This is a genomic window from Streptomyces sp. CB01249 (genome assembly GCF_001905735.1).
Lineage (GTDB): Bacteria > Actinomycetota > Actinomycetes > Streptomycetales > Streptomycetaceae > Streptomyces.
Window position 1 is genome coordinate 1,217,716 of record NZ_LISW01000001.1, and the last position, 17,918, is coordinate 1,235,633.

Genomic DNA, 17,918 nt, shown 5'->3' on the forward strand with positions numbered 1-17,918 from the left:
AACCTCACTCCCGGCGCACGCCCGGTGCCGGGGCCAGCGGGTCGTGGAATCGGGCCTGCGCCGTGTCCAGGGCCAGCCGGACCGCACCGAGCACGACCGCCCGGTCGCTCAAGGGGGAGAAAGCCAGCTTCGGAGGGGCCTTGGTCAGCCGGGCGACCATGTCTTCGAGCGGGGACAGCAGCACGTCACCGGCGTCGGCCACCGCGCCGCTGATCACGACGAGTTCCGGGTCGAGGAGGAGCGAGACGGTCGCGATCGCGCGCGCGGCCGGGCCCAGCACGTAATCCAGGACCTCCGGCGCCGAGGTGTCGCCCGCACGCAGGGCGTCGAAGACCAACGGGGCGTTCACACGCGCCGCGTCGCCCGCTGCCAGGGCGTGCAACACCGCCCCGGGGGTGTCGTGGGGGAGGTGCCGTGTATGCCGCGTGGCCAGGGCCGCAACACGACGCCGTCCCTCCGACCGGGCGCGGGATGCCAGCCCTTCGGCCGCGGTCAAGCCGTCCATCATGTCCAGGAAGCCGAGCTCACCCGCGCCCCCGCAGTAGCCGCGCACCAGGCCGCCGCGCACAACGATGCCGGCTCCGAGCCGCTCACCCGCCAGCATGCAGACCACGTTTTCGGAGCACGAGGCGACCCCGCGCCAGCGCTCGGCGACGACGGCCAGATTGCAGTCGTTCTCCGCGATGACGACGCAGTCGAAGGCTTCGCCGAGCGCGTCGGGCAGGTTGACGCCCACGAAGCCGGGGATGCCGGAGCGGACCCGCACCGTACCGTCCGCCGCGACCGTTCCACTGGATCCGGCACACACGGCGAGGAGCCGTTCCCCGGGGACGCCGGCAGCAGCCAGAGCGCCGGTGGCCGTCCGGATCACCGCTGCCAGCCGTTCACCGGAGGCCATGCCCGGATCGCTGAAGAGGTGCTCGTCCTCGGTGACGAGACGGCCGGCCAGGTCGGCCACCGCGACTCTGACCGTGCGTGCGCCGATGTCCATGCCCAGCACGTACCCGGCGTCCCGGCGGAAGGCGAATGCCCGGGAAGGACGGCCGCGCCCGGCGGCGGCCCGGCTCACGGAGCCGGTGACCCAGCCGAGCTCCACCAGACGGCCGGCCGCGGCCAGGACGGTGGGCCGGGACATGCCCGTCTCCTCGACCAAGTCGTTGGAGGACCAGGGGGCGTCGGGCGCTGCCCGCAGCACCGCCAGCAACCGCGAGGCGTTGAGCTGCCTCACCATCGCGGAGTCCACTCCGCCCCTTGACACGTCCTTCATGGCCTGCGAGCCTACCGCAGCCCGTTTTATTAAAATGGTCTAATTAAATGTGTGGGGTGGCCGCAGATGCCCATTCACCTGACCGCCGCAGGCGTCAGCCTGGTCGCCGACGAGACGGACGGGCGCGTCCTGCACTGGGGGAGAGGGCTCTCCGAGGGCACCGCCCGGAGCCTGGGTGACGCGGGCGCCGGGACCTCGCTCCTCCCGCTGAACGCCCAGGTCCACCAGGGCCGCCCCGGCCTCATCGGCCACCGGGCGGGCACGGCCTGGTCGCCCTGGTTCACCCACGGCCGCACCGTTCACGCCGACGGTGCCCGGCTCACGGTGCACGCCGAGGACCCGCACAGTCGGCTGGCGTGGCGGGCGGAGTTGGAGCTGACGGCTTCCGGGCTGCTGCGGATGCGGCACGGGCTGCGCAACACCGGGAGTGACGCGTACCAGTTGGACGAGCTGACACCGATGCTGCCGATTCCCTCGCGGGCGGTGGAGGCCATGGACTTCAGCGGCCGGTGGGCCAAGGAGCGCCAGCCCCAGCGTCATCCGCTCAGCCACGGCACGCATCTGCGGGAGAGCCGCCGGGGCCGTCCCGGTCACGACAGCCCGTATCTGGTGTCCGCCGGCACGCCCGGATTCGGCTGGGACGACGGCGAGGTCTGGTCGGTGCACCTCGCGTGGAGCGGAAACCAGCGCTCCTACGTGGAGCGCATGCCGTCCAACGGCTGCGTGATCGGCACCGGCGAACTGCTCCTGCCCGGCGAGTGCGCCCTCGCACCCGGGGAGGAATACGTGACGCCCTGGCTCTGTGCCGCGTACTCCGCGACCGGACTCAACGGCATCACGCCCCGGTTCCACGACTGGTTGCGGGCCCGCGCCCACCACCCCGACCCCGGGGCTCGGCCCCGCCCCGTCGTCCTCAACAACTGGGAGGCCACCTACTTCGACCACGATCCGCGGCGCCTCATGCCGCTGGTCGAGCGTGCGGCGGAGGTGGGCGTCGAGCGCTTCGTCCTGGACGACGGCTGGTTCCTCGGCCGACGCGACGACACCGCGGGTCTGGGGGACTGGTACGTCGACCCGGACGTCTGGCCGGACGGGCTCGACCCGCTGATCCGTCATGTCCGGGCGCACGGCATGGAGTTCGGGCTCTGGTGCGAGCCGGAGATGGTGAACCCCGACTCCCGGCTCCTGCGGGAGCACCCCGACTGGGCGCTGCACGCCGCCGACCGGCTCCCGCCGGACTGGCGCAACCAGCAGGTGCTCGACCTGTGCCGGCCGGAGGCGTACGCCTATCTGCTGGAGCGGTTCGACGCGCTGCTCTCCACCTACGACATCGCCTACCTCAAATGGGACCACAACCGCGACCTGGTCGAGCCGGGCCACGAGGGCCGCGCCGCCGTCCGGGCCCAGACCGGCGCCGCGTACCGGCTCCTGGCCGAGTTGCGCGGGCGCCACCCCGGTGTGGAGATCGAGAGCTGCGCGTCGGGCGGCGGCCGCGTGGACCTGGGCATCCTGGAACACACCGACCGGGTGTGGACCTCCGACTGCAACGACGCCCTGGAACGGCAGGAGATCCAGCGGGGCACCAACCTGCTGCTGCCCCTGGAACTGACCGGCGCCCACGTCGGACCGACCACCTGCCACAGCACCGGCCGTACGCACACCCTCGCCTTCCGCGCCGCGACCGCACTGTTCGGGCACTTCGGTATCGAGTGGGACATCACCACCGCCACCGACGCCGAGCGCGCCGAACTCGCCGCCTGGGTAGGGGAGTACAAGCGCCACCGCACCCTGCTGCACACCGGACGCCTCTACCGCCACGAGAGCCCCGACGACGATGCCGCCGCGCTCACCGCCGTCGTCGCCCCCGACGGCAGCGAGGCCCTGCTCGCGTATGCCCAACTCACCGCGACCCGCGCGGAGATCCCGGCCCGCGCCCGCTTCACCGGCCTCGACCCGGACGGTCTCTACCGCCTCACCCCGGTCGGCCCCCCGGCCTCTGCGGACGGGCCGCGCCCGGCTCCTCGCCCGTCCCCGGAACAGACCGAGGTCACGGGTGAGTTCCTGGCCGAAATCGGCCTCCAACTGCCGCGCCCGCACCCGGAGTCGGCGTTGGTTCTGCACGCCGTCCAGATCAGTTGACGGTACGTCAGCACAGCAGTGCCGTGCGCAGGTCCAGGCGGTTGTCCAGGCGGGACAGATCGCGGCCGGTGAGGAGTTCGATGCGCTGGACGCGGTAGTGGACCGTGTTGACGTGGACGTGCAGGGCCTCCGCGGTGCGGGCCCAGGAGCAGTCGTGGTCCAGGAACGCCTGCAAGGTCTCCAGGAGCATGGGGCCCGACTTCGGGCCGGCGGCCACGAGCGGGCCCAGGACCGTCTCGCGGTACACCTTCCGTACGTCGGCGGGAACCCCGGCCAACAGCACCGCCAGGCCGCCGAGTTCGCCCTGCACGACGACCGGCCGAGTGTCCGGCGCCGGGGAGCGGGCCGCCGCGAGGGCGTACCGGGCCTGCATCAGCGCCGTGTTCAGCCCGGCGGCGGTGGCGACCGGTGCGCTGACTCCGGCCCGCCAGGCGCTCTGCGGCCGGCAGTCCCGGATCAGGGGCCCGATCTCGCGCAGCCGCTCCCCGATCCCGGCCGCCGCGTCCCCCGTGTGCGCGACCACCGCCGTCGCCTCGTCGCCGGCGCCCCGGGCCACGGCGAACGTCACCGACCGCAGATGGGCCAGCGCCTCACCGAGGGCAGCGGTGCCGTCGTCCCCGGGTTCCAGCGCCGCCGTCACCACGGTGTACGAGGACATCCCGGCCAGGTCGCACGCCTCCAGCGCGCCCCGCAGGCCGTCCGGATCGGGGCGCAGGGCGCCGACGGCGGCCACGAGCCGGGCGGCGGCGGTGTCGCGCGCCGCCCGGTGCTGGTCGCGGCGGCGCCGGAACCTGCCGAGCAGCCCGGATATCTCCTCCAGCACGCGGGGCGGCACCTGCTCGCCCTCGGGGAGGTGCAGGTACCAGGTGTCGAAGGCCGTGCTCTCCGACTCGACGCGCACCGTCGTGCCCCGCCCGCCGCGCAGGGCCTCCGCGGCCCGGGGCGCGGGCAGGCGCGGCGCGCCGCCGGTCCGGGCGACGGTCCGGCCGCTGCTGGTGAGCAGATGGCAGGCGGGCGCCCCGAGGTGGGCGAACGCGCGGTCGAGCAGCTCCCCGGCCTCCGCCCCGCCCTCCAGTGCGTGGTCCAGGTCCCGGCGCACGTTCTCCGGCAGGGCGTGATGGTCGCCGGGGCGGCCGCTGAGGTCGCCCCACTGGCGCAGATAGACGGCTTCGGTCACGGCCCGGAAGCTGGTCTGCGGGGGTACGGCGATGAGCGCCACGCGGAACTTCCGGCAGGCGTCCACGAGCTGGCGCGGCACCTCCCCGTGGGTCTCCTCACCGGCCAGCAGCGCCACGGCGCCCGCCTCCCGCAGCGCCGACACGAAGCGGTCCGTCCGCCCCGGCCCGCCCTCCGGGGTCCACCACACGAGACCGCTCAGCACCACCTCGCCCCGCTGGAGGAAGCGGGCCGGGTCCTCCAGATCCGTCGCGGTGACTCCGGCGATCTCCTGGCCGAGCAGGGTCTCGTCGCCCCAGACGAGGGACAGATCCAGACGGTCCATCCGGAGGAGGTGGTCGACGTGCATACGGACTCCTTGCGCGGTCACGGGGCGAGCCCGCACTCGCATTCACGAGGCGAATGCGAGTAATCGCATCGTAGATGCAAAGCCGCAGGCGGAAAACGGCTCTTGTTTGATCCTCCAGGCGCAGGGGGTCGGAGGTGGACGTTTTCCGGGTTCGCGTCCAGTCGTGTCCGGACATTCCGGGGGCTTCACTGGCTCGAAGACATCGGTCGGAGGGCTGGGGCGGCATGGATCTGAACACGATCACCGACGTGCGGGACGCGCGGCTGCGCGAGCCGTGGCGGGCCGGAGACGCCTGGCTGGGAGGAGGGACCTATCTGTTCTCGGAGCCGCAGCCGCACCTGCGCCGGCTGGTCGACCTGAGCCGGATGGGCTGGGAGCCCCTGACGCGCCACCCGGACGGTTCGCTGGAGATCTCCGCGACCTGCACGATCGCCCAGCTGTCCCGCTACGGGCGGCGCTCGCTGCACGCGCCCGCCGCCCCGCTCTTCGAGCAGTGCTGCCGCGCCTTCCTCGCCTCGTTCAAGATCTGGAACATGGCGACCGTCGGCGGGAACCTGTGCAACGGCCTGCCGGCCGGGCCGATGATCTCGCTGACGGCCGCGCTCGACGGCAGCTGCCTGCTCCGGGCGCAGGACGGCTCCGTCCGCGAGGTGAAGGTGGCCGAATTCATCCGGGGCGCGGGCCGCAAGGACCTCGCCGAGGGCGAACTGCTGCGCTCGGTCACGCTGCCCGGCCGGGCACTGGAGTGCCGCACGGCCTTCCGGCAGGCGTCGCTGTACGGGCTCGGCCGCTCCGGCGCACTCGTCATCGGCACGCTCGATCCGGTGGACGGCTCCCTCGCCGTCACCGTCACCGCCGCGACCACCAGGCCCTTCCGGTTCTGGTTCCCGCTGCCGCCGACGGCCGGGCGGCTGCGGTCCGCGATTGACTCGGCGGTGTCCGGCACCGAGTGGTTCGACGACATCCACGGACTGCCCGAGTGGCGCCGCCACATGGGGCTGCGCCTCGCCGAAGAGGTCCGCCGCGAGCTGACCGAAGCGCCCGGGAGGGACGACCGATGAGCTACGAACTCCACGTCAACGGACGGACGTCCGAGGAGGAGCCCCGCGCAGGCCAGTGCCTGCGGACCTATCTGCGCGAACGCGGCTGGTTCGGGGTGAAGAAGGGCTGCGACGCGGGTGACTGCGGCGCCTGCACCGTCCACGTCGACGGCGAGCCCGTGCACAGCTGCCTCTACCCGGCGGCACGCGCCGCAGGCCGTACGGTGACGACCGTCGAGGGCCTGGCCACGCCGGACGGCGAACTCCACCCCGTCCAGCGCAAGTTCCTCGACGCGCAGGGCTACCAGTGCGGGTTCTGCACCGCCGGGTTCCTGATGACCACGGCCGCCCTGGAGGCGGAACGCGGCACCGAGCACGACGACGGCAAACTGGACGACCTGCCGCGCGCGTTCAAGGGCAACCTGTGCCGCTGCACCGGATACCGGGCGATCGAGGACGCGGTACAAGGGGTGCGGCACACCGAACGCCCGTGCGCCGGGCAGGCGGTGGGGCGGAACGTCGGCGCACCGGCCGGGCCGCAGATCGTCACCGGCACCGCCCGCTACACCTTCGACACCGAGGTCCCCGGCCTGCTCCACATGAAGCTGCTGCGCTCACCGCACCCGCACGCCCGGATCCTCGCCATCGACACGGCCGCCGCGCTGCGCGTGCCCGGGGTCGTCGCCGTACTCACCCACGAGGACGCCCCGGACACGCTGTACTCGTCGGCCCGCCACGAGCACCCCACCGAGGACCCCGACGACACCCGGGTCCTGGACGACGTCGTCCGGTACGTGGGCCAGCGCGTCGCGGCCGTCGTCGCGGACGGCGAGCAGGCAGCCGAGGAGGGGTGCCGCCGGATCGAGGTGACGTACGAGGTGCTGCCCCATGTCACCGACCCGGAGGAGGCGATGCGCCCCGGCGCGCCCGTCATCCACGCCGGGAAGGGCCCCGAGGTGCGCATCGCCCGGGTCGCGGACAACGTGGCGGGCGAGGTGCACGGCGAGACCGGCTCCGTCGAGGACGGGTTCGCCGAGGCGGACATCGTCCACGAGGAGACGTTCCGGACCCAGCGGGTGCAGCACGCCAGCCTGGAGACCCACGGCTGCGTCGCGTACTTCGAGCCGAAGGAGGACGGCACGGGGGAGCGGCTGACCGTACGCTCCTCGACCCAGACCCCGTTCCTGACCCGCCGGGCGCTCTGCGCGCTGTACGGACTGCCCGAGGACGAGGTACGGGTGGTCGCGGGGCGGGTCGGCGGCGGCTTCGGCGGCAAGCAGGAGATGCTCACCGAGGACATCGTCGCTCTCGCCGCGCTCAGGCTCCGGCGGCCGGTGAAGCTGGAGTACACCCGCGCCGAGCAGTTCTACGGTGCCACCACCCGCCATCCGTTCCTCATCGGCGTCAAGGCCGGGGTCCGCAGGGACGGCACGCTCACCGCCCTGCAGATGCGGGTGGTGTCGAACACGGGCGCCTACGGCAACCACGGTCCGGCGGTGATGTTCCACAGCGTCGGTGAGTCGTTCGCGGTGTACCGGGCCCCGCACAAGAAGGTCGACGCGTACTCCGTGTACACCAACGTCGTCCCGGCCGGTGCCTTCCGGGGCTACGGCCTCGGCCAGGTCACCTTCGCCGTGGAGTCGGTCATGGACGAACTCGCGCGGCGCCTCGGCATGGACCCGCTGGTGTTCCGCGAGAAGAACATCATCGGCCCCGGCGAGGCCATGATCAGCCCGATCGGCGAGGAGGAGGACCTCCACATCGCCTCGTACGGGCTCGACCAGTGCCTGTCCGTCGTACGCCGGGCCATCGCCGAGGACCGCAGCGCCGACGACGTCCCCGAGGGGTGGCTGACCGGCCAGGGCACCGGCATGGCGATGATCGCCACCGGTCCGCCCGGCGGCCACTACGCCGACGCCCGGGTCTCGCTCCTGGCCGACGGGACGTACGACATCGCCGTCGGCACCGCGGAGTTCGGCAGCGGCACCACCACCGTGCACAAACAGCTCACCGCGGGGGCCCTCAACACCACCGAGGACCGCATCGCGATCCGCCAGTCCGACACGGACGTCGTCCGCCACGACACCGGCGCCTTCGGCTCGGCCGGAACCGTCGTCGCGGGCAAGGCGGTGCTCCTCGCCGCGACCTCCCTCGAACAGCGCCTGCGGACCCTGGCCGCCCGCCACACCGGAGTCGCCCGGCACCTGTGCGTGCTCGGCGCGGAGTCCGTCGACTGCGCCGGGCGGCTCGTCACGCTCAAGGAACTGTACGAGGCGGGGCACGCCCTCGGCGCGGCGGACGAGCTCGCGGCCGACGGGCACTGGGGCGGCTCGCCGCGCTCGGTCGCCTTCAACGCCCAGTGGTTCCGGATCGCCGTCGACCCCGGCACCGGCGAGATCCGCATCCTGCGCAGCGTCCACGCCGCCGACGCCGGGAAGGTCATGAACCCGATGCAGTGCCGCGGCCAGGTCGAGGGCGGAGTGGCCCAGGCGCTGGGCGCGACGCTCTTCGAGACCGTCCGGGTCGACGACCGGGGCGAGGTCACCACGGCCGCGTTCCGCCGCTACCGGCTGCCCCAGTACGCCGACGTCCCCCGGACCGAGGTGCACTTCACGGAGACCTCCGACTCGATCGGCCCGCTCGGCGCCAAGTCCATGAGCGAGAGCCCCTTCAACCCGGTCGCGCCCGCGTTCGCCAACGCCCTGCGGGACGCCACGGGCATCCGCTTCACCGAGCTGCCGGTGACCCGCGACCGGGTGTGGCTGGCGCTGAACCTGCGGGCGGAGGGGGTCGGCCGATAGACCCGGGTCATGCCAGGCCCGTACTCGTACATAGCTCAGAAATGCGAGCCGAAGAGGCGACCTGGCATGGCAATCGCGGTTCACCGCTCCGGCGGTCGGGTATCACTGCGCGCAGCCGCCTCACCGACCGCCGCGAGGGGACCGACGATGAACCGACCGAGTACCGCCCCGCGCCCCACGCCCACGGGCACCTTCGCGCTCTGGGGCGACCTGGCCGATCCGGTCACCCTGTCCGTCGCCCGGCTGCGGCGGGACTGGGAGCAGCACCGGGCCGAGGTCGTCTTCGACTGCGCGACCTCCGGCCCGCAGCGCCACACCTTCGCCGGACCGCTGCTGCGCGAGGTGGTGGCCGCCACCCTGCCCGGTTTCGCCCCGCTCCGCCGCAAGGAGCGCTCGCGCTTCCTGCTCGCGGTGAGCGGCGGCGACGGCCACCACACCGTCCTGTCCTGGGCGGAGATCGACGCGGACTTCGGCAACGCGCCGGTCCTGCTCGCCACCCGCATGGACGGCCACGACCTGGACGAGGCCGGTACGCAGCTCGTCGTCCCGTCCGACCGGTGCGGCGCGCGCTACGTCAGCGCCGTCACCGGCATCTGGCTCGGCTGCCACCACCGCGAGGAGGCCGTCCCCGCGGTGGTGTGACCGTGCCTCAGGCGCCCCAGCGCAGGGCGATCGTGTCGCCGACACCGATGGACCGGTTGCGCGCGGCCGTGGTGAAGGCCGATCCGTCGACGCTCGCCTTCCAGGTGCTGGAACCGCTGTTGGCCTTGCCGTTGAGCGAGGTGAGCTGCCCGGTCCCGGAGGACGGGGTGACGCCGCTGACGCAGCCGGACGGGGTGGCCGCACTCGTGGCCGCGTCGAGAACCGCTCCGAGCGTGGTCGTGGACCCGGTCGGGGTGAGGGCGACGGAGCACACCTTCAGGCTGCCCGTGCCGTCGTCCACGGTCAGCGCGAAGGACGTCGCGGTGCCCGAGGTCAGGGCGGCCTGGCCCACCCACTGGGGTGCGCCCGAGGTGACCGGAGTCGGCGGGGTCGCCGTGAAGCCGCCGCCCGCCACCGCGCGCAGCCCGTCGATCGACGCGTACGCCTGCGGGGTGGTGTCGGTGGGCAGGTACTTGAACCCGCCACCGGGGTTGAATTGCTGGCCGATCAGGAAGTCGACCGGGGTCTTGCCCTTGCTGGTGAGGAAGTCGCCGGTCTGGGGGTTGATCCCGCAGGCGTTGAGACCGGAGACCGCCCAGCCGTTGGAGTCCGTGTTGACGCCGAACATGGCGTCGAACGCACCGGTGTTGGCGATCAGCTTGCCCTTGAGGAACGTCTTCGCCTGGACGATGTCCGGGTCGGTGTTCGCGACGCCCGACACGCAGAGCGCGGCCATCGCGGCGCCGGTCATGTCGATGTCGCTGTCGGCCGCCAGCGCGCCCGGATCGCCCTCGGCCTTGCTGTAGTTCCAGCCGCCGTCGTCGTGCTGGTTGGCCCGGATGCGGCTGATCACCGCGTCGCGCAGGGACTGCGGGACGCGTATCTGGCCGGCGGTGGTTCTGGCGCCGTTCAGCGCGAGCGCCGCGAACACCGTGCCGTTGAAGTTCGCGGACGGGCCGAAGTAGCCGGGCTCGGCGGTCTGCCAGTACCGGTACATGTCCGCGACGAGGTTGCGTGCCGCCGAGACGCGTGCGGGGTCGATGCCCGCCGCGTAGGCGTTGAGGGCGGCCCGCTCGTAGTCGGTGACGACGGGGGACGCGGAGGGCCAGGCGCTGGTGGCCAGGAGGTTTCTGTACACCGTCCGCGCGTTCTTGGTCGCGTCGCCCCCGGGGGTGACGTCCACTGCGGCGGTGCCCGCCGCCGCGAGCGCGCTGAAGGCCCACTCGTTGGACAGGCCGGTGCCCGCGTACGAACCGTCGGGCTGCTGAAGGGACTTGAGGTACGTCACACCGTTCGTCTTGGACGTGGCGATCTGCGCGGGCGTGGCGGTCGCCGCGGCCGGCAGGGTGGTGAGCGCGAACGCGCCCAGTGCGGCGACCGCGGTGAGGGCGGTGCGGTGGACAAGGGCGGGACGGGGCATGGCGTGCTCCAGGGTGAAGGGACGCCGACCCGCCCGGCGGCCGGCCCTTTCGAGCGCACGCAGCGGACTTGGCCGCCGTCCGCGAACGCGTGGACCGACTTCCAGATAGCCATCACCGCTTGGGCATTCGGGCTCGGAGGCGGTCGTCGCCCCCACACCGCTGCGCGTCAGCCCCGGATTCCCACCGGGTTCCCCCACTCGGCAGTGCGGGACAGTACCCGACGCCGGGCAGGGTCCGCCACAGGGCCCGGTGTGCCCGGGCGTCACGTCAGGGGCGGCCTTGACGGACCGTACGAACGCATGCTCCACTCGCTCCGATACGCAAGCTGTTCCAGGGGAAGCCGGTCGAATTCCGGCGCTGACCCGCAACCGTAGACCCGGCCTGGCCGGGTGAGCCGGAGTACCTGGGGCTTGTTCCACAGCAACAGACGCCGTCGCGGACTACGGCGTGGTGCGACCCGTAACGACGCGCGGTTCCCTGCGGAATCCGGGCGGCGTACTGCTGCCACGTCTTCGTACCCCCGCATCGGCCACACCCGAGGGGGGCCCGGTGGGGACCATGCAGCGCCCGGACACAGGCGCACGAAGACGGCAGGGCATTTTCACGGCCGCGCTCTGCGCACTCGGCCTCCTGGCCGCGGTCTGCTTCGCCTTCCTGCCCGGCGCCCAGCGCGCCGCGGCGGCCCCGGTCGGCGACTGCACCGCCACCAAGGGCGCGATCGTCGCCGTCGACTTCGGACCCTTCGGCGGCACCGTCGAGCGGGGCTGCGACACGACCCCCACCACCGGATACGAGCTGCTGCACGAAGGCGGATTCAGCACCGCCGGCACCCAGCACGACGGACCGGCCTTCATCTGCCGCATCGGGTACGGCGCCTTCAACTCCGGTACCCAGTACCCGACTCCGGACAAGGAAGCCTGCGTCCTCACCCCGCAGGCCACCGCGTACTGGTCCTACTGGGTCGCCGCCCCCGGACAGGACGACTGGTCCTACAGCCAGTACGGGGCCATGGGCCGCAAGCTCAAGGACGGCGACGTCGACGCCTGGGTCTACGGCGGCACCGACATCGGCGGCACCACCGGCAGGCCCACCTTCAGCCCCGACGACGTACGCGCCGGAGGCGGTTCGACCCCCGACCCGGGCGGCGAACCGACCGGGGCACCGGGCCGGGTGGACGTCGCCTCGGCCGCGGCCTGGCTGAAGAGGGGCCTCACCGACGATGAACGCATCGTGGACGAGGGCGCCGAGGATCCCAACTACCTGCTGACCACGGAGACCGCGTACGCGCTGGCCGCCGCCGACGGCAGGAGCGACACCCTCGACAAGGTCACCTCGTTCCTCGCCGCCCACGTCGACGACTACGTCGCACCCAACGGCAAGGACCAGCCCCCCGCGACCGGCGCCGCCGCCCGGCTCGCGCTGCTCGCGGAGTCCACCGAGGGCGACGCGCACTCCTTCGGCGGCCGGGACCTGATCGCCGACCTCACCGGCAACGTGTGCACGGAACGCGCCCCCGGCGAAGGCTGCACCGCCCCGGGCGACATCCGGAACATCACCTACGCCGACGAGCAGGCCCGCGCGGTCCTCGCCCTCCTGCGTGCCGGTGAGAAGCCGGACCCGGCTTCGGTCGAGCGGCTGACCCAGGTCCAGTGCAAGGACGGCGGCATCACCAGCATCCTCATCCAGCCGGGCGAGCGCTGCGAGGGCGACGCGGGCTCCACCGGGCTGATCGCCCTCGTCCTGCACACGGCGGGCGGCCACGACGACGCCGTCACCAAGGCCCGCGACTACCTCGCGAAGCAACAGCTCGACACCGGGGCCTTCCCGGGCTACGCCGGGTCCACCACCGGTGACGTGATCGCCACCGCCTACGCCGCCCAGACGCTGCGCGCGGTCGGCGACACGAAGCGGGCCGACGCCGCCGAGGGCTGGCTCTCCCGCGTTCAGCTCAAGGGCGGCGGCTTCGGGTTCGACCAGGACGCCGTCGACCCCACCCTGTACGCGACCCCCGTCGCCGTACTCACGGGAGCACGTACCGACATCGCGACGCTCACCACCGAGAAGGCCGAGCCCACCACCCCGCCGACCACCACCCCTCCCACCACGGAGGCTCCGACTCCCGGCAAGGGCCCCGACCTGAAGAAGGGCGTCGCCTACCTCACGGGTGCGGCGCAGCTCAAGCAGGGCCGGTACTACCCGGTCGGCCCCGGGTCCGGGCGCGCCGACTTCGGTCTGACCATCGACGGCGCCTACGCGCTCGCCGCCACCGGCCTCGACAACGCGAAGCTGCGCGGCATCGTGGACTTCCTGGACGACGAGGGCAAGGACGGCGAAGGACGGACGGTCAACGACTGGACGGGCGCCGGCACCCAGTACGCCGCCGGCGGATCGCTCGGCAAGACCGCGCTGCTGGCCGAGGCCGTCGGACGCGACCCGCGCGACTTCGCCGGACACGACCTGATCGCCGCTCTGGACAAGGCGGTGTGCCCCGCCGCGAGCACCGCCCCGGACCGCTCCTGCGCGGCCGAGGGCGCCTACACCTACGCGCCCTCCGTCTTCTCGCAGGCCCTCGCCGTGATGGCCCAGCTGCGCGCGGGGGACGAGGACCACGCGAAGGCCCCGGTCGCCTACCTGGAGAGCCTGCAGAACGACGGCAGCGGCGCCTGGCCGAGCCTGATCCCGCCGACCGGTGACTCCGACGTCGACTCCACCGCCATCGCCGCGATGGCCCTCGACCTCGCCGGTGGGAAGACGGCGGACGCCGCGGTCGGCAAGGCCCTGAAGTGGATCGCCGCCCAGCAGCTTCCCGACGGCGGATTCCCGGGCGCGGCGGGCAACTCCGTCAACTCCGCGGCCCTCGCCGTGCAGGGGCTGTCCCTCGACAAGGACACGTACAAGAAGGAGATCGACGCGGCGCTGAAGTTCCTCGCCGGGCAGCAGAACGCCGACGGCGGCTTCAAGGTCGCCAAGGAGGGCCAGCCGGGCTCCGACCTCCGCGCGTCGACCCAGGCCGTGGGCGGCGCCACCGGCATCTCCTTCGGGAAGCTGGACCGCAGCCTCGACGGCACCTCCGCCCAGCCCACCCCCAGCGACGACACCGACGGCACCCCGCAGATCATCACCCCGGGGGATGACGACTCCGGTTCGGGCGGCGGCATCGTCGACGCGGACAGCGGTGACGGAGGCGGCGCCCTGGCCTCCACGGGCGTCCAGGTCACCGCGCTGGCGGCCTTCGCCGTGCTGCTCACTGCCCTCGGTTGGTGGGCCGTCGTCGCCGCCAGGCGCCGCGTCGCCGGGGAGGCCGGGCGATGAGGCCGGTCCTGCCCACGCTCGCGCGCCTCGTGGCCGCGCTCGGCCTCGCGCTCGCGGGCCTGGGCGCGACCGCGTCCCCCGTCGCGGCCGACCCGCAGCCCATGGGCCGGTGCACGACCACGTCGGGCGCGGTCCTCGCCGTCGACTTCAGCCACTGGGGCGGGCCCATCTACCGGGCCTGCGGGACGACTCCGACGACCGGCTACGAGCTGCTGAACCAGGCCGGCTGGCGCACGGTGGGGACCGGGCACGACGGACCCGCGTTCATCTGCCGGATCGGCTTCAGCGGCTACAAGAGCGGCAAACAGTTCCCGCCCACGTCGGAGGAGGACTGCGTTTTGACGCCCCCGGCGTCCGCCTACTGGTCGTACTGGCACGCGGACCCCGGTGCGAACGACTGGGAGTACAGCCAGCTCGGCGCCATGCTCTACCGGCCGAAGCCGGGCAGCGTCGACCTGTGGATCTTCGGCGGCACCGACATCGGGGGGACCAAGGGCCGCCCCAAGGTCACCCCCGACCAGCTGCGGGCCCACAACACCAAGCCCACCGGGGCCGGTTCGCCCGCCTCCACCGAGAAGGCGCCCGACCTGCCGCCGGACGTCGACACGGGTCCCGCCCCGGAGCAGGGCGCCACCCAGGAGGACACCCCGCCTCCGACGCACTCGAAGAAGCCGAAGGCCTCCAAGAAGCCCGAGAAGAGCGAGTCGCCCTCACCCTCCCCGTCGCCGACTCCGTCGGACACCCCCACCCCCTCGGACTCCCCGAGCGCCGACGCGGCGGCCGCGAAGGGCAAGACGCCCGTGCTCGACGCCGAACCCACCGCCGACGCCCCGCACGACTCCGGTTCGGTGCTGCCCGTCGTCGCGGGCGCGGCCCTCGTGGTGCTCATCGGGGGCGCCGCGTTCTACGCCGCCCGCCGCAGGCGGCACGAGTGAGCGCGGTCGCCCGCACCGCCGCGCAGCCGCCGGCCGCCCCGCCCGGTCCCGGACCGGACCGGGGCGGCCGGCGGCTGCCGCGCGGCCTGCACCCGCTCGCCTGGTGGATCTGGGCCCTCGCCCTCGCCACCGCGGTCAGCCGCACCGCCAACCCGCTGCTGCTCTTCCTGGTGCTCGCGGTCCTCGGCTACGTCGTCACGGCACGCCGCACGACGGCGCCCTGGGCCCGGGGCTTCAAGTACTACCTCTATCTGGCGCTGACCGTCGTGGCGATCCGCGTCATCTTCCGCGCGGTCTTCGCCACCGGCATCACCCCGCACGACCACTTCCTCTTCGCCCTGCCGCACATCCCCACCCCCGACTGGTACGCCGGCATCCAGCTCGGCGGCCCCGTCTCACTGGAGGCGGTCCTCTCCTCCGCCACGGACGGGCTCCGCCTCGCGTGCATGCTGTGCTGCATCGGCGCCGCCAACACCCTCGCCAACCCGAAGCGGGCCCTGCGGGTCCTGCCCGGTGCGCTGTACGAGCTCGGCGTCGCCGTGACCGTCGCGATCAGCGTCGCCCCGCAGCTGGTGCAGAGCGTCCAACGGGTGTCCCGGGCGCGGAAGTTGAGAGCAGGCCGGACCCGGGGCCTGGGCGCCCTGCGCGGCATCGTCGTGCCCGTACTGGAAGACGCCCTGGAGCGGTCGCTGCGCCTGGCCGCCGCCATGGACTCACGGGGTTACGGCCGGGCCGGCACCGCGACCCGCACCTCCCGGCGCATCACCGGTGCCCTCATGCTCCTCGGCATGTGCGGACTGTGCGCGGGGGCGTACGGGCTCCTCGACGCCACCGCCCCCGCCTTCCTCGGCCTTCCCGCGATGAGCGTCGGCGCGGCGCTGTGCGTCGCCGGGCTCCGCCTCGGCGGCCGTCGCGTCACCCGCACCACCTACCGGCCCGACCCCTGGCGCGCCGCCGAGTGGCTGGTCGCGGGCAGCGGTGTGCTCTCGGCGGTCCTGCTCTTCGCGAACCTCGGCTACGACCCCGCCCAGCTCAACCCCACGTTCTACCCGCTGACGTGGCCGGAGCTCCCGCTCGTCCCGACCTCGGCGATCCTGCTGGCCGGGGCGGCCGGATTCCTCGCCCCGCCGCCCGCCGCGACCCACCGCACCGACCCGAAAGCCGGCACCGCGTGATCACCTTCGACCAGGTCACCATCGAGTACGACGACGCGGCGGGCCCCGCGCTCCGCGACGTCGACCTGACGGTCGAGGAGGGCGAGTTGTGCCTCGTCGTCGGCCACACCGGTGTCGGCAAGTCCACCCTCCTCGGCGCGGTCAACGGCCTCGTCCCGCACTTCACCGGCGGCACCCTGTACGGCAGGGTCACGGTCGACGGCCGGGACACCGCCCATCATCCGCCGCGCGAACTCGCGGATGTGGTGGGCGTGGTGGGCCAGGACCCCCTCGACGGATTCGTCACCGACACCGTGGAGGAGGAACTCGCGTACGCCATGGAGCAGCTGGCCGTCCCGCCCTCCACCATGCGCAAGCGCGTCGAGGAGACCCTGGACCTGCTGGGGCTCGCCGACCTCCGCCACCGAGCCCTGCACGAGCTCTCCGGCGGCCAGCAGCAACGCGTCGCCATCGGCTCGGTCCTGACGAGCCACCCCCGCGTCCTCGTCCTGGACGAACCGACGTCCGCCCTCGACCCCACCGCGGCCGAGGAGGTCCTGGCCGCCGTCACCCGGCTCGTCCACGACCTCGGCGTCACCGTCCTCATGGCGGAGCACCGCCTCGAACGCGTCGTCCAGTACGCCGACCGCGTACTCCACCTGCCCGGCGACGGCCACGTCCGCATCGGCGCCCCCGCCGACGTCCTGCGTACCTCCGCCATCGCACCCCCCATCGTGGAGCTCGGCCGCGCAGCCGGATGGGACCCGCTCCCGCTGTCCATCCGGGACGCCCGGCGCACCGCCCGCGAGCTGCGCACCCGGCTCACCGGCCGCACCCCGGCCCCCGTCCGCCGGGCACCCGGCCCCGACCGGCCCGACCTGCTCACCGCCCGCAAGGTGACCGTCGCCTACAAGGGCGTCCCCGCCGTCCGCGAGGTGGACCTGACCCTGCGCGCGGGCGAGGTCACCGCGCTGATGGGACGCAACGGATCCGGCAAGTCCTCGCTGCTGTGGGCCCTCCAGGGCACCGGGGCCCGGCACTCCGGCACCGTATCCGTGGCCGACGGCACACCCCGGGGCGCCGACCCGCACACCCTGCCCGCCGCGCGGGCCCGGCAACTGGTCGGCCTCGTCCCGCAGACCCCCGCCGACCTCCTTTACCTGGAAAGCGTCGAGCAGGAACTCGCCCAGGCGGACACCGAATCCGCGAACGGCCGGAACGCGCGGGAGATCCTGGACCGGCTCGCACCCGGCATCCACGGCTCCACCCACCCGCGGGACCTCTCCGAAGGGCAGAAACTGGCCCTCGTCCTCGCCATCCAGCTCACCGCGGCCCCCGACGTCCTGCTCCTGGACGAACCGACCCGGGGCCTCGACTACCGGGCCAAGAACCGGCTCGTGGAGACGGTCGACGCGCTGGCCGCCGAAGGGCGCGCGATCGTCGTCTCCACCCACGACGTCGAGTTCGCCGCCCGCGCCGCCGACCGGGTCGTCGTCATGGCCGAGGGTGAGATCGTCGCCGACGGGCCCACCACGGACGTCATCGTCGCCTCCCCGGTCTTCGCACCGCAGACGGCGAAGATCCTGGCACCGCTGCCCTTCCTCACCGTCGACCAGGTCACCGCGGCACTGGCCGCACCCCGACCGGAGGGCGATCAGCCGTGACGACGCCGAACACACCGA

11 protein-coding genes and 1 riboswitch are annotated in these 17,918 nt (G+C 73.3%); of the genes, 8 read left to right on the top strand and 3 right to left on the bottom strand.

The features are described 5' to 3' along the window. Positions 1-4: 4 nt before the first annotated feature. Complete coding sequence (locus AMK18_RS05150) at positions 5-1,267, bottom strand: ROK family transcriptional regulator (protein WP_079199224.1); 1,263 nt, start codon at positions 1,265-1,267, stop codon at positions 5-7. A 66-nt stretch (positions 1,268-1,333) separates the two neighbouring features. On the opposite strand from AMK18_RS05150, the gene AMK18_RS05155 reads away from it, so the two are divergent. After that, positions 1,334-3,406 carry an alpha-galactosidase gene (locus AMK18_RS05155; protein ID WP_073861802.1) on the top strand — a complete coding sequence of 691 codons (2,073 nt, stop codon included), beginning with the start codon at positions 1,334-1,336 and terminating at the stop codon, positions 3,404-3,406. Between the two features lie 7 nt (positions 3,407-3,413). Here the strand turns inward: AMK18_RS05155 and AMK18_RS05160 are convergent, their stop codons facing one another. After that, a complete protein-coding gene (locus AMK18_RS05160; protein ID WP_073861803.1) occupies positions 3,414-4,931 on the bottom strand; it encodes a PucR family transcriptional regulator in 1,518 nt (505 codons plus the stop codon). A 224-nt stretch (positions 4,932-5,155) separates the two neighbouring features. Between AMK18_RS05160 and AMK18_RS05165 the strand changes: the two genes are divergently transcribed. The 3 genes from AMK18_RS05165 to AMK18_RS05175 all read left to right on the top strand — a co-directional run bounded on the left by AMK18_RS05165 (position 5,156) and on the right by AMK18_RS05175 (position 9,414). Beyond that, the gene (locus AMK18_RS05165) at positions 5,156-5,992 is read left to right on the top strand and encodes an FAD binding domain-containing protein (protein ID WP_018100026.1); all 837 of its coding nucleotides are present in this window, start codon (positions 5,156-5,158) and stop codon (positions 5,990-5,992) included. Further along, positions 5,989-8,772: a molybdopterin-dependent oxidoreductase gene (locus AMK18_RS05170; protein WP_073861804.1), complete on the top strand. Its 2,784-nt coding sequence runs from the start codon at positions 5,989-5,991 to the stop codon at positions 8,770-8,772. The genes AMK18_RS05165 and AMK18_RS05170 overlap by 4 nt, the downstream gene beginning before the upstream one ends. Before the next feature lie 147 nt (positions 8,773-8,919). Then, complete coding sequence (locus AMK18_RS05175; protein WP_018100024.1) at positions 8,920-9,414, top strand: molybdopterin-dependent oxidoreductase; 495 nt, start codon at positions 8,920-8,922, stop codon at positions 9,412-9,414. 7 nt (positions 9,415-9,421) lie between these two features. On the opposite strand, the gene AMK18_RS05180 is transcribed toward AMK18_RS05175, so the two are convergent. Further along, complete coding sequence (locus AMK18_RS05180) at positions 9,422-10,834, bottom strand: hypothetical protein (RefSeq protein WP_073861805.1); 1,413 nt, start codon at positions 10,832-10,834, stop codon at positions 9,422-9,424. A 121-nt stretch (positions 10,835-10,955) separates the two neighbouring features. After that, a riboswitch (cobalamin riboswitch) is annotated at positions 10,956-11,029 on the bottom strand. A gap of 364 nt (positions 11,030-11,393) precedes the next feature. Between AMK18_RS05180 and AMK18_RS05185 the strand changes: the two genes are divergently transcribed. From AMK18_RS05185 to AMK18_RS05200, 4 genes are read left to right on the top strand one after another with little or no spacing between them, the layout of a single operon-like run. After that, entirely contained in the window at positions 11,394-14,147 is a 2,754-nt protein-coding gene (locus AMK18_RS05185) for a prenyltransferase/squalene oxidase repeat-containing protein (protein ID WP_073861806.1), read from the top strand. Further along, positions 14,144-15,082 (top strand): hypothetical protein, encoded by a 939-nt coding sequence (locus AMK18_RS05190; protein WP_073861807.1) that lies wholly within the window; start codon positions 14,144-14,146, stop codon positions 15,080-15,082. The genes AMK18_RS05185 and AMK18_RS05190 overlap by 4 nt, the downstream gene beginning before the upstream one ends. Beyond that, positions 15,079-16,257 carry an energy-coupling factor transporter transmembrane component T gene (locus AMK18_RS05195; RefSeq protein ID WP_073861808.1) on the top strand — a complete coding sequence of 393 codons (1,179 nt, stop codon included), beginning with the start codon at positions 15,079-15,081 and terminating at the stop codon, positions 16,255-16,257. Before AMK18_RS05190 ends, AMK18_RS05195 begins: the two co-directional genes overlap by 4 nt. Then, positions 16,254-17,900, top strand: a complete 1,647-nt coding sequence (locus AMK18_RS05200) for an ABC transporter ATP-binding protein (RefSeq protein WP_073861809.1) — start codon at positions 16,254-16,256, stop codon at positions 17,898-17,900. The genes AMK18_RS05195 and AMK18_RS05200 overlap by 4 nt, the downstream gene beginning before the upstream one ends. Positions 17,901-17,918 lie beyond the last annotated feature (18 nt).

Bases quoted from the DNA above. Each gene is read 5' to 3' on its own strand.
- AMK18_RS05150 (WP_079199224.1), bottom strand. From the start codon at position 1,267: ATGAAGGACGTGTCAAGGGGCGGAGTGGACTCCGCGATGGTGAGGCAG.
- AMK18_RS05155 (WP_073861802.1), top strand. From the start codon at position 1,334: ATGCCCATTCACCTGACCGCCGCAGGCGTCAGCCTGGTCGCCGACGAG.
- AMK18_RS05160 (WP_073861803.1), bottom strand. From the start codon at position 4,931: ATGCACGTCGACCACCTCCTCCGGATGGACCGTCTGGATCTGTCCCTC.
- AMK18_RS05165 (WP_018100026.1), top strand. From the start codon at position 5,156: ATGGATCTGAACACGATCACCGACGTGCGGGACGCGCGGCTGCGCGAG.
- AMK18_RS05170 (WP_073861804.1), top strand. From the start codon at position 5,989: ATGAGCTACGAACTCCACGTCAACGGACGGACGTCCGAGGAGGAGCCC.
- AMK18_RS05175 (WP_018100024.1), top strand. From the start codon at position 8,920: ATGAACCGACCGAGTACCGCCCCGCGCCCCACGCCCACGGGCACCTTC.
- AMK18_RS05180 (WP_073861805.1), bottom strand. From the start codon at position 10,834: ATGCCCCGTCCCGCCCTTGTCCACCGCACCGCCCTCACCGCGGTCGCC.
- AMK18_RS05185 (WP_073861806.1), top strand. From the start codon at position 11,394: ATGCAGCGCCCGGACACAGGCGCACGAAGACGGCAGGGCATTTTCACG.
- AMK18_RS05190 (WP_073861807.1), top strand. From the start codon at position 14,144: ATGAGGCCGGTCCTGCCCACGCTCGCGCGCCTCGTGGCCGCGCTCGGC.